Here is an 11,213-nt window from a genome sequence, read left to right on the forward strand (position 1 = left end):
AGGTTCCTCGGCGAGATAGGACTGACCACAAGCGGCCGCATCGTGGTCCGCGTCCCCGGCCAGTCCCCGTTGTCGGTCACCGCCAAGCTCGTCGCCGGCGTCCTGCGCGTACCGTGGTCGGCCCGCGCCGTCGCCGACTACCACGCCGAGATCAGCCGCGCCGCCGACCGCTTCGCCCAGTCGGTCGCCGACTGCCGCGACTGGCTGCGGTCCCTGGGCCCGCAGGGCCGCGACGAGGCCCTGGAGGCCCTGAAGGAGGCCGCCCAGCGCACCGCCCCCTTCATGCTCTACCAGGAGGACCGCCAGTACACGAACTTCCGCGATGGCAACACCGTCACCGGCAAGACGCTGTGGCCCGGCCACCCCGACTGCTTCCTGAGCGCCCTGCAGGGCCTGCCGCTGGAACTGTGGCCCGACAGCGACGCCGTGATGGTCACCTGCCTCACCCTCCTCATCCGCTCCGCCGGATACGCGCGCATCGAGGAGGCCAACGGCACGCAGCTGTCCTTGGAGCACGTCGCGTACCAGCTGGAGCAGAACCGCCGCCACTACAACGACGTACCCGGCGGCGAAGAGGTCGCGCGCCCCGCCACGGCCAGCGTCGCGGACCTCGACACCCTGGCCCGCGCCCTGTTCGAGCGCCGCAAGGGCGTCCTGGCCGACGCCCAGCTCTACCGCGAGATCCACGGCGCGCTCGTCCACAAGATCGAGCGGGTCGCCGAGCCCTACGGGGACGAGGCCCGCGCCCGCGAGGCCGCCGTCACCGCCCGCCTCACCGCCCGCCTGCCGCTGGCCGGCGCCGACCTCGACGAGCTCGGCGACGCCCTCGCCGCAGCCCCGCAGTGGCTCGCCGAGCCCCACGGCCAGTTCGGCACCGGACTGGAATCCCTCGTCTACGAGGCCGTCGCCGCCGCCACCGACGCCTTCGACGCCGACTTCTCCATGAGCCGCGGCCTGCGCTCGCTGCCCCGCCTCATCGAGGCGCTGCGCGGCGAGAGCTGGGCCGAGATCGTCGACTGGGGCATCACCGAGTTCTTCTGCTGCGTCGTCCCGCGCGCCGAGGCCCGTACCTACTTCGCGGACTCCAGCGCCCGCCTCGCCGACACCGCCTGGGCCATGTCCTCGCGGATGCAGTACAACTCCTGGCACTTCATCGCCGGCAACCTCCCCAAGACGTCCGAGATCGAGGCGCGCGACCACTTCGTCCCGCCCACCATCCCCGACATCGCGTTCTACTCCGACCAGCACCACCACGGCCACGTCAACAACATGGTCCGCTTCACGGTCCGCAGCCCGCACGCGGTGGAGGTGCTGGACCGCAAGTTCAACGGGTTCATGGACCTTCGGCTGCTGCGCTGCGAGGGCGCGCCCTTCAGCACCCAGGACATGCTCGCCGCCCACCGCACCTCGGAGTTCATCGCCAAGGCGTCCAGCCTCGCCGCGGGCCTCGCCGCCGCCGGCGCCGACATCGAGGTCACCTCCTTCGACTCCCAGTGGCACTGGGACACCGTCATGGCGGCCGCCCCCGACGCATCCGAAGAGTCCGACACCTCGGACCAGGTGGCCTGAGCTCAGCCGGGCCCCGCCCGGCACCCTGCCCCGGCCCGGCCCCGGCTCAACCCATCGGCCGTTCCCTCTAGGAGATCCGTTGACCTCTATCGGCGTTGGCGAAACCAAGGAGATCCTCCGCCTGCGAGACGTCTCCGTCCTCGAGCACGTCCAATCGGTCCTGAGCCGGATCCACAAGCACGACGGCGAGCTCGGAGCCTACGTCTCCGTCGCCGGTGAAGAGGCCCTCCAGGCCGCCGAGGCAGCCGACGCCCGCATCCGCGAGCTCGGCACGGCGGCCTGGCAGGACCGCCCCCTGCTGGGGGTGACCGTGTCCGTCAAGGACCTCATCCAGACCTCCGACCTGCCCACCACCCGCGGATCCCTGCTGCCCAACGGCCGCGCCCAGGCCGACACCCCGGCCGTGGCCCGGCTGCGCGCCGCCGGCGCCATCATCGTCGGCAAGACCACCACGTCCGAGTACGGCTGGAGCGCCAGCACCGTCTGCCGGGTCGCCCCGCCCACCCGCAACCCCCGCGACCTCGGCCTCACCGCCGGCGGCTCCAGCGGAGGAGCCGCCGCCGCCGTCGCGGCCGGCATGTGCGCCGGCGCCCTCGGCACCGACGGCGCCGGATCGATCCGGATCCCGTCCGCCTTCTGCGGCACCGTCGGCTACAAGCCCTCCTTCGGCCGGGTCCCCTACGTGCCCTCCGGCGCCGAACGCCTCGCCCACCTCGGGCCCATCGCCAAGAACGTCCCCGACGTCATCGAACTGGCCGCCGTACTCGCCGGACCCGACCGGCTTGACCCCGACTCCGGCCTCGGCTCCCTCGACGCCCGGCGCGAAGGCCGGTCCCTGCGCATCGGCTGGGTCGAATACCCCGGCACCACCGAAGAGATCCGCCGCATCACCGAACAGGCCTGGCCGGTGCTCACCGCGCAGGGACACCACGTCCAGCGCGTCGAGGTCCGCTGCGGCGGCCTCTACCCCGCCCTCGTCGACATCGTCGCGGCCACCGAGGCCGCCGGCACCGACCCCGAGAACGACGAGTGGGTCGACCAGGGCCGGCTCGAGATCGTCCGCTACGGCCGCACCCTCAGCGGCGCCGCCGTGATGCGCGCCGAAGGAGTGCGCCACGAACTGCGCTCCACCCTGCGCTCGGTGATGGACCGCTTCGACCTGCTCGTCATGGCCACCGTCCCCATCGAACCGTTCTCCGCCGACGCCATCGGACCTTCCTGGGCAGCCGATCCCAGGGATCTACTGTGGCTCGACTGGGCCCCAGCTTCGTACCCCTTCAATATGACCGGTCAGCCGGCGGTCTCCCTGCCGGCCGGACTCACCCGTGCCGGGCTCCCGGTGGGCCTGCAGCTCGTCGGGCCCGTGGGCGCCGACGACCTCGTGCTCTCCACCGCGCTGCGGATCGAGGCCGAGCTCGGGCCCTTGCCCGATATACCGGATCGTGTGTCATAGAAGGAGTGCGGTAGCCCATGTATGCACGCTCGTGGTCTCGCCCGTACGGGGAAGGCGGCGTCGGCCGCTCGTCGTTCGTCGCCGAATTCGGCCTCTGGAACGACGAGCAGACCGCCGCCGCCGAGCAGATCGAAGCCGGCCTGCACGACATCGACCTCGTACGCGTCGCCTTCTGCGACCCCCACGGGCTCGCCCGCTCCAAGACGCTGACCTCCCAGGCCTTCCAGGGCGTCCTGCGCAACGGCATGGACTTCAGCCCCGGCCCGTTCATCTTCGACACCGGCCACGCCGTCGCCGTCGACTTCCAGTCCGGCGATCCGGGCATCGGCGTCTCCGAGATCACCGGCGCGGGCAACTTCGTCCTCGTCCCCGACCCGCTCACCTTCCAGGTCCTGCCCGGCGACGGGCCGCGCACCGCCTGGATCCTGGGCGACGAGTACCTGCGCGACGGCACCCCCCACCCGCTGTCCACCCGGCACGTCCTGAAGAAGATCGCCGCCCGGTACACCGAGCGCGACCTCACCCCCATCGTCGGCCTCGAAGCGGAGTGGTACCTCACCCGCCGCCTCGACACCACGGCCGGCAACGTCGGCAACGGCTTCGGCCTGCAGGGCCCGGCCCCCGCCGTGGAAGCCGTCGACTCCGGCTACCAGTTCAACGGCGACACCGCGTACGCCTCCGTGGCCGCGATCACCAACCCCATCGCCATAGACCTGGTCGCCCTCGGCCTGCCGCTGCGCTCGATGGAGCACGAATCGGGCCCCGGCCAGATCGAGACGACCTTCAGCCCCATGACCGCGCTCGACACCGCCGACGCGATGCTTTTCTTCCGCACCTACGTCAAGCAGTCCTGCGCGCGCCGCGGCTACCACGCCTCGTTCATGTCGCTGCCCCGCGTCGCCAGCTTCGACCCGAGCGGCTGGCACCTGAACCAGTCCGTCATCGACAACACCACGGGCCGCAACATCTTCGCCGCCGACGGCATCGCGGCCGGCATCTCCACCGAGGGCAAGTCGTACGCCGAAGGCCTGATGGACCGCGCCCGCGCCTACTGCCTGCTCTCGGTCCCCACCGTCAACGGCTACCGCCGCCTGGGCGCCGAGCACTCGCTCTCCCCGACCCGCATCGGCTGGAGCTTCGAGGACCGCGGCGCGATGATCCGCGTCGTCGGCGGCGGCAGCTCCACCCACATCGAGAACCGGGTCGGCGAGCCCTGCGCCAACCCCTACCTCAACATCGCCGCCCAGCTGCACGCCGGCCTCGAAGGGCTCACCGGATTCCCCGGCACCACCGAGCCCGTCCGCGTCGGCTCCGCCCCCGACGCCCGCGCCGAGACCCTGCCGCAGTCCCTGCCCGAGGCCCTGGAGGCGTTCCGCTCCGGCCCCGCCGCCGACCTGCTCGGCAAGCCGCTCGCCGCCTGTCTGATCAAGCTCAAGGAGAGCGAGGCCGCCCGGTACGAGGCCTGGGCCGCCGAAGCCCTGCCCACCGGCACGGCCACCACGGAATGGGAACAGCGCGAGTACTTCGAGAACTTCTGACCGCGCGCCGTCCCCCTCCGACGAAAGCAGAGCATCGATGATTCCCCGCTACACCCTGCCCGAGATGGCCACCCTCTGGGCGGACCAGTCGCGCTACGAGACCTGGGTACGGGTCGAGATCCTCGCCTCCGAAGCCCAGGCCAAGCTCGGCCTCGTCCCCGAGGACGCCGTCGAGGACATGCGCCGGGCCAAGGTCCCGGACGCGGCGCGCGTCGCCGAGATCGAAAAGGAACGCGACCACGAGGTCCTCTCCTTCCTCGCGGCGTACTGCGAGGGCATCCCCGACGAGTCCGCCCGCTGGGTCCACCTCGGCATGACCAGCTACGACCTGGTCGACACCTCGCTCGGCCACACCCTGGCCCGCGCGACCGACCTGCTCACCGCGGCCGCCCGGCGGCTGCGCCGCGTCCTGGCCGAGCGGGCCGCCGAACACTGGGACACCCCGATCATCGGGCGCACCCACGGCGTCCACGCCGAACCCACCACCTTCGGCCACAAGCTCGCCGGCTTCGCCTTCGCCGTCGACCGCTCCCTGACCCGCCTCGCGGCCGCCCGCGAAGCGGTCGCCGTCGGCACCATCTCCGGATCGGTCGGCACGTACGCGCTCATCGACCCGTACGTCGAAGGCTACGTGTGCCAGGCGCTCGGCCTCGGCGTCGAACCCTCGCCCAGCCAGGTCGTGGCCCGCGACCGGCACGCCCAGCTCCTCCAGGCCGTCGCCGCCCTCGGCGCCTGCGTCGAACACCTCGCCCTCGAACTGCGCCTCCTGCAGCGCACCGAGGTACGCGAGGTCGAGGAACGCCGCACCAGCGCCTACCAGGGCTCCAGCGCCATGCCCCACAAGCGCAACCCCACCACCAGCGAACGCCTCAACGGCCTCGCCCGCTTGCTGCGCGGCTACGCGAACTCGGCCGTGGAGAACGTCGCCCTCTGGCACGAGCGCGACCTGGCCCACCAGTCCGTCGAGCGGGTCATCCTGCCCGACAGCCTCTCCGTCGGCCACTTCCAGGCGACGAAGGCGACCGAGCTCGTGGAGAACCTCGCCGTCTTCCCCGACCGCATGGCCGAGCACATCGACCAGACCGACGGCCTCGTCTACAGCTCCGCCGTCCTCGCCGACCTCCTGCAGGGCGGCATGGAACGCGAGAAGGCCTACCGGGCCGTCCAGGCCGCCGCCAACAGCACCATCGCGTCCGGCGAGCACTTCAGTAGCACACTGGCCAAAGAAGGCATCGATCTGGGCACGCTCACCCCGGACCGGTTCCTGCGCAACCATGGCGTCATCCGCAACCGATTGGAGCAGCTCCGTGAACTGGAAGATTGAGCGCGTCGAGGGCGCTTCCCTGGACCTCGAAGAGGTCCTCGAGGTGTACCGCGCCTCCGGCCTCGGCGAGCGCCGCCCCATCGCGGACACCGAGCGGTTCCGCGTCATGCTGGACAACGCCAACCTCGTCCTCGTCGCCCGCGACGGCGACAAGCTCATCGGCATCGCCCGCAGCATCACCGACTTCAGCTACGTCACGTACCTCTCCGACATCGCCGTCGACCGGACCTACCAGCGCGGCGGCATCGGCCGCGCGCTGATCGAGGCGACCCAGAAGGAGACCCCGGGAGTCAAGATCGTGCTCCTGTCGGCCCCGGCGGCCACCGAGTACTACCCCCACATCGGCTTCACCCAGCACGGATCGGCCTGGGTCCTCAACCCGTAGCGGCAGCAGGCTCGCAGCCCACCGGAAAGCCGTTCGAGCACCGCCCCAGTCCACTTCAGTTCACCGGCACCGCTCGGTAGGTTTTCCGGCGAGCCCAGCACGAGCTCCCACGGACGTGTCGCCGTGGGATGCGTGAGTCGCGGGGGAGTAATGAACCAGATTTCCTCAGGGGCCCTTCTGGAGCCCCACATACCGGCGCCGCACGGCCACGCGGAGCCCCACCCGGTCGAAGAACACCCGACCGGGCCCGGGCCCCGCGCGGCCGGCCCGTGCGGCCACCTGCGGATCCTTGTCGTCGACGGCGCCGCCGACGGCACGGACCCCCTCGTCGAACGACTGCGCCGACAGGGTCACGAACCCGTCTGCGCACAGAAGGGCGCCGCGGCCCTGCGCGTCCACGAGGACGTCGACCTGGTCCTCCTCGACCTCGACCTCCCCGACCTCGACGGCCTGGAGGTCTGCCGCGTCATCCGCTCCACCAGCCGCGTCCCGCTCATCATCGTGACCTCCCGCGGCTCCGAACTCGACTGCGTCCTCGGCCTACAGGCCGGCGCCGACGACTACGTGGTCCGCCCCTACGGCTTCCGCGAACTGATGGCCCGCATCGAAGCCGTCATGCGCCGCTCCCAATGGCAGCCGGCCCCCACGACCACGGCCGTCGAACACGGCCCCCTGCGCATCGACGTCAACTCCCGCGAGGTCACCCTCGCCGGCGACGAGGTCAAACTGACCCGCAAGGAGTTCGACCTCCTGCTCCTCCTCGCCTCCCACCCCGAAACGGTCGTCTCCCGCAAACGCCTGCTCCAACAGGTCTGGGGCGACTCCTGGTCCCGCCGCACGGTGGACACCCACGTCAGCAGCCTCCGCGGCAAGCTGGGCGCCAACTCCTGGATCATCACCATCCGCGGAGTGGGCTTCAAAATCGGTCACCCCTGACCCGGGGCCGGCGAACGCCGGCCGTGAGCCGCGACCAAAAAAGAACATTCCGATGCCACCACCCGGTCACGTTTTCCTCACCCCCTCCGTCATACCTGTGACAGACACCGACCGCCCCTCACCCCCGTGCGGCGACGGCGCTCTGTACGGCTCTGAGGAGGACAGCCATGCAGACACGACTGGTTGGTCCGGCAATCATCGCCCCGGGTGCGACCAAGGCACTCGCTGCGCTCGCCGCATCCGCGGCCATCGCCGGCGTCTCGCCCGCCACGCAGTGCCTCGTACACCTGCGCGCCAGCCAGCTCATCGGCTGCGCCGCCTGCACCCGCATGCACGGCCGCGCCCTCAAGCGCAAGGGCGAGACCAACGAACGCCTCGGCTCCGTGGCGGACTGGCGCAACTCCGACCCGGCCTGCTTCACCGACGCCGAGCGCGCCGCCCTCTCCCTCACCGAGGCCGTCACGCAGGCCGCCGGCGACGCGATGGAAGACCGCGTACCGGACGAGGTCTGGGCCGAGGCCTCCCGCCACTACGGCGAACGCGCCCTCGCCGCCCTCTTCGCCACCGTCACCACGAGCGACGCCTGGCACCGCTTCCACCCCGCCACGGCGGCCGCCCCGAGGCCCCCGGCCCCCCGTCGGACGGACGACCAAGCGGACGACCAAGCGGACGTCCAGGCGAACCCCCAGGACAGCGCCCGGACCAAGGCCCCCCGTTGGACCCCAGCCCGCCCGCCGCGCCCGGTCGCTCCCGCCACCCCGGCCCCCTGGACCCAGCCCCGCCCCGGCCCCGCCCGCCGCGCGGTCCCGCGGCTCGGCTGGTAGCCCGCTCCCGCCCACCCGGGGAACAGCCCTACGCGCCACACCCGTACGGGCTTGTTCCCCCACCCCCGGCAGTGAGCCGCCCCAACTCCTCCGGCGCCGCCAGCCTCGGCAACAGCAGCTCCCAGAAGTCCGTCACGACCCCCCGCGACACCCACCCCGGCTCGGCCGCCCCGAGCACCTCGAACCCCACGGTCGCCGCGACCACCGCGTGCGCCGCGTGATCCGGCTCGACCCCGGCGGCCAGCCGGTTCTCCCGCGCCGCGGCCTCGAAGACCTCCTCGATCCAGCACCGCCACTGCCCCCGCAGGTCCGTGACGCTGTCCCGGGCCAGGTCCGCGCAGAGCCCGAACCCCGCCCGTACGACCGGGTCCTGGGACAACAGGGCCGCCAGGTCGTGCGTGGAGTCCACCATCACTTGCAGCGCGTCCCGGTCGGCCTGCCGCCGGCGGCCCGAGGTGATCCGGCGCACCGCCTCCGCGGCCCGCCCCTCCACGGCCTCGGCCAGCAAGGGCTTGCTCCCGAAATGAAAGTGCAGTCCGCCCGCGCTGACGCCGGCCCGTTTGGCGATCGTGGCGATGGAGGCGGTGACGAAGCCTTCCTCGGCGAACACCTCGGCTGCGGCACGGACGAGCGTTTCACGCGTGCGGGCGGCACGCTCCTGCTTCACCATGAAGTCTCCACAAACCGCGAACACGGTTTGCCAAAGGGGCACATACTTCCATTTTCATGATCCCCGCACCGTCCCCAGTTCCGGTGGAGAACGGCTGGATGGCGCGGGCCCAGGACGGACTGCACGACTCACCACCTCCGCTCACGTCACTGCGGGACTGACGACAGCCCCATGACGTATCGCGTCGGGCATTTGTGACAGACGAGCCACCCGCCCTCCCAAGCCCCTCAAAACCAAAAAGGGCCCCGGGGTATCCCCGAGGCCCTCCCAAGCCCCCGAGTACCCCTCAGAAGCCCTCCTAGCGCCCACGCTCACCCCACGGCATGCAACGCCCTACGCCGCTTCGACTCCGCAGCCTTCTTCGCCGCCGCCTGAGCCGCCCGCTTCTTGCGCTGCTCGGCGAGCTGGTCCTGATACGCCGCCACCGCCCGGTGGTAGCTGTCGACATACCCCCGGGCGTCCAACCGCTCGTCCGAGGACATCTCGTTCACGGCCGCGACGGCGTCCTCGAACGAGTTGTACCCGGCCAGCATGGGGTTGATCTGATAAACACCATTTCGGATCTTCCTCACCAGCTTGGCGAGCTCCAGGCTCCGCAGCGCGGCGTTCACACTCGGCCGGCTCAGATCCAGCAGCCCGCCGACCGTCGCCTGGTCGATCAGGATCCGGCCCCCCGGCTCGCTCAGCGAACGCAGCTTCAGCAGCACCCGGTAGGCAGCCGGCGGCAGGTCGAGGTCGGAGAGAAGCCCATCGGCGTTGACCGCAGCGAATCGCAAGGTGCTCACTGAGCTGTCCCTTCTTCCCTGCGCTTCACCCGGCTCAGCCGACGCGAAGCGCGCTCTCTTGCCCGTTCTGCCCGCAGTTCCGCGATGGCCTGCCGCATGTGGTCCAACGAAGGGAAGCGCACCAGGTCCGGCAGGTTCGTGTCACCACGAATCTGCGAAATGGTGCTGTGCTGCTCCACCTTCACGAACTCACCCGTCATCTCAGTACCCGGGATGAACTCCGCTACCCGATAACTGTAGGGCGGGTTGAACTGATACACACCCCGCCGCACCTTGAAGACGATCCCATGAGACATCACCGTGTGCAGCGCTTCCGAGGTCTTCGTCCGGCTGACATCCAGGATGGTAGCCATCTCCTCCTGCGTGAGCGGAATCCGCCCCCCCGCTCGCTGACAGGCGATGAGCAGCAGGATCAGCCGCAGGGGCAGGGCTTCCCGGAAGTACTGGGCGATCACCAGGAAGAACTCGAGGCTGTCCATGGAGAACGCATTCGGCTGGTTCTCGGTCCCGTAGAACTCCAGCGGCTTGCGTTCCCCGTCCAGGGTCAGCTTCCGCGTCGGGTACCGCTTCGCCAGGCTGTCGAGGTCCTTGACCGGAGCCAGCGGCTGACTCCACGCGGAGATCGCATCATCCACCGGCAGATCGGGACGCGGCGTCCCTACCGGACTTCCCCGTCGGCGCTGTGGCTCTGATGACACGAGGCTGCTCTCCACTTCGTTGATCTGCGGAGATCAGTATGTCAACAAGGGTGACACAAGTGTCACGCTCGTTGACGTTCGGCGTGTCTTGTGTCCCCCCAGGGGGGACACATCTCAGCCACCCCCTCTCCAAGACCCTCCCCCACCCCCACCGACCAACCCCACCCACCCCACCGCCAGTTAACCGACACATCTCCCCTAAAACGTCAGCCCCTCCGACGTTTTAGCCCATTTTACGTCAGCCTCACCAACGTTTCGCGCTCGTTGTGTCCCCCTACGAGCGACACAACCCCCGAGATATGTCCCTTCTGAGGGGACATATCTTTTCCCCCGAACCCCCTCTGACCTGCGACAACGCATCTCCGTACCTTCTATAGGCCGGTGGTCGCCCCGCTGCGCTCCCTCAAAACCGTCCCCAACCCCCAGCCCGACGCACTTTCTGACGCCCCCACACCCCCCCAGCCCCCGCTACAGGATCACTGGACCCCATGGCTACACCCCCGTGGAATCTGACTGATTCCCGTCTTTATCCGCACCCAATTTTGAATCACCCCTCTCCATCAACCATTAACGGCGTTAACACCCACCCCCGACGACCCCCTGACCTGCACAAACACCAGCACCGACTCCCAGCCCCTCCCCAACCCCCCAAACACCCCCACCTCAACCCCTGGCCCAAACCATGCGCCCCACCCCTGGAACAGCCCCACGAAACCACCCAGTCGAAACCGAACAGAACAAAAGCCACACCAGTCCACAGTCAGCAAAAAACAACTCCCGTAAAACCAGACCCAGTTACAGATCAGACCAAAACCAACCCCCCCACCCTCAACCCACAACAGAAAACCCCTGCCCACGTTCACCCCCACAAGACCAAGCAGCTGTCTGCAGTCGGAACAAAGCAAAACCATCAACCAAAGGCCGGCCCCACCCGGTCAAAGCCGACTGCTCCCTCGCAACGGACGTAGTCCTTCGGTCGAAACGAACCGAAGACCCCCGCCCTCGGAACACGAGCGAGGAGGGTCTTGGGG

10 protein-coding genes are annotated in these 11,213 nt (G+C 69.9%); 7 read left to right on the forward strand and 3 right to left on the reverse strand.

Features of this window, described 5'->3' with window-relative positions:
- The 7 genes from ACFWGD_RS12760 to ACFWGD_RS12790 all read left to right on the forward strand — a co-directional run.
- Positions 1–1,569: hypothetical protein (locus ACFWGD_RS12760; protein WP_377779069.1), on the forward strand; the 1,569-nt coding region annotated here is incomplete at its 5' end.
- A 79-nt stretch (positions 1,570–1,648) separates the two neighbouring features.
- On the forward strand, positions 1,649–3,022 hold the full coding sequence (locus tag ACFWGD_RS12765; protein ID WP_377779070.1) for an amidase: 1,374 nt from the start codon (positions 1,649–1,651) through the stop codon (positions 3,020–3,022).
- A gap of 17 nt (positions 3,023–3,039) precedes the next feature.
- On the forward strand, positions 3,040–4,560 hold the full coding sequence (locus tag ACFWGD_RS12770; protein WP_377779071.1) for a glutamine synthetase family protein: 1,521 nt from the start codon (positions 3,040–3,042) through the stop codon (positions 4,558–4,560).
- Between the two features lie 37 nt (positions 4,561–4,597).
- Positions 4,598–5,884, forward strand: a complete 1,287-nt coding sequence (gene purB / locus ACFWGD_RS12775) for an adenylosuccinate lyase (RefSeq protein ID WP_377779072.1) — start codon at positions 4,598–4,600, stop codon at positions 5,882–5,884.
- On the forward strand, positions 5,868–6,269 hold the full coding sequence (locus ACFWGD_RS12780) for a GNAT family N-acetyltransferase (protein WP_377779073.1): 402 nt from the start codon (positions 5,868–5,870) through the stop codon (positions 6,267–6,269). The genes purB and ACFWGD_RS12780 overlap by 17 nt, the downstream gene beginning before the upstream one ends.
- A 150-nt stretch (positions 6,270–6,419) precedes the next feature.
- Positions 6,420–7,205, forward strand: coding sequence for a response regulator transcription factor (locus tag ACFWGD_RS12785; RefSeq protein ID WP_377779074.1), 786 nt, complete (start codon positions 6,420–6,422; stop codon positions 7,203–7,205).
- A gap of 167 nt (positions 7,206–7,372) precedes the next feature.
- Positions 7,373–8,029 carry a carboxymuconolactone decarboxylase family protein gene (locus ACFWGD_RS12790; protein ID WP_377779075.1) on the forward strand — a complete coding sequence of 219 codons (657 nt, stop codon included), beginning with the start codon at positions 7,373–7,375 and terminating at the stop codon, positions 8,027–8,029.
- A gap of 28 nt (positions 8,030–8,057) precedes the next feature.
- Here ACFWGD_RS12790 and ACFWGD_RS12795 read toward each other — a convergent pair whose 3' ends face one another.
- The 3 genes from ACFWGD_RS12795 to ACFWGD_RS12805 form a co-directional block, all read right to left on the reverse strand.
- Complete coding sequence (locus ACFWGD_RS12795; protein WP_377779076.1) at positions 8,058–8,699, reverse strand: ScbR family autoregulator-binding transcription factor; 642 nt, start codon at positions 8,697–8,699, stop codon at positions 8,058–8,060.
- 311 nt (positions 8,700–9,010) lie between these two features.
- Positions 9,011–9,484, reverse strand: coding sequence for a hypothetical protein (locus ACFWGD_RS12800; RefSeq protein WP_377779077.1), 474 nt, complete (start codon positions 9,482–9,484; stop codon positions 9,011–9,013).
- On the reverse strand, positions 9,481–10,119 hold the full coding sequence (locus ACFWGD_RS12805) for a hypothetical protein (RefSeq protein ID WP_365928756.1): 639 nt from the start codon (positions 10,117–10,119) through the stop codon (positions 9,481–9,483). The genes ACFWGD_RS12800 and ACFWGD_RS12805 overlap by 4 nt, the downstream gene beginning before the upstream one ends.
- Positions 10,120–11,213 lie beyond the last annotated feature (1,094 nt).

The organism is Corynebacterium sp. NPDC060344 (genome assembly GCF_042725215.1).
Classification (GTDB): domain Bacteria; phylum Actinomycetota; class Actinomycetes; order Mycobacteriales; family Mycobacteriaceae; genus Corynebacterium.

Bases quoted from the DNA above. Each gene is read 5' to 3' on its own strand.
- ACFWGD_RS12770 (WP_377779071.1), top strand. From the start codon at position 3,040: ATGTATGCACGCTCGTGGTCTCGCCCGTACGGGGAAGGCGGCGTCGGC.
- purB (WP_377779072.1), top strand. From the start codon at position 4,598: ATGATTCCCCGCTACACCCTGCCCGAGATGGCCACCCTCTGGGCGGAC.
- ACFWGD_RS12785 (WP_377779074.1), top strand. From the start codon at position 6,420: ATGAACCAGATTTCCTCAGGGGCCCTTCTGGAGCCCCACATACCGGCG.
- ACFWGD_RS12790 (WP_377779075.1), top strand. From the start codon at position 7,373: ATGCAGACACGACTGGTTGGTCCGGCAATCATCGCCCCGGGTGCGACC.
- ACFWGD_RS12795 (WP_377779076.1), bottom strand. From the start codon at position 8,699: ATGGTGAAGCAGGAGCGTGCCGCCCGCACGCGTGAAACGCTCGTCCGT.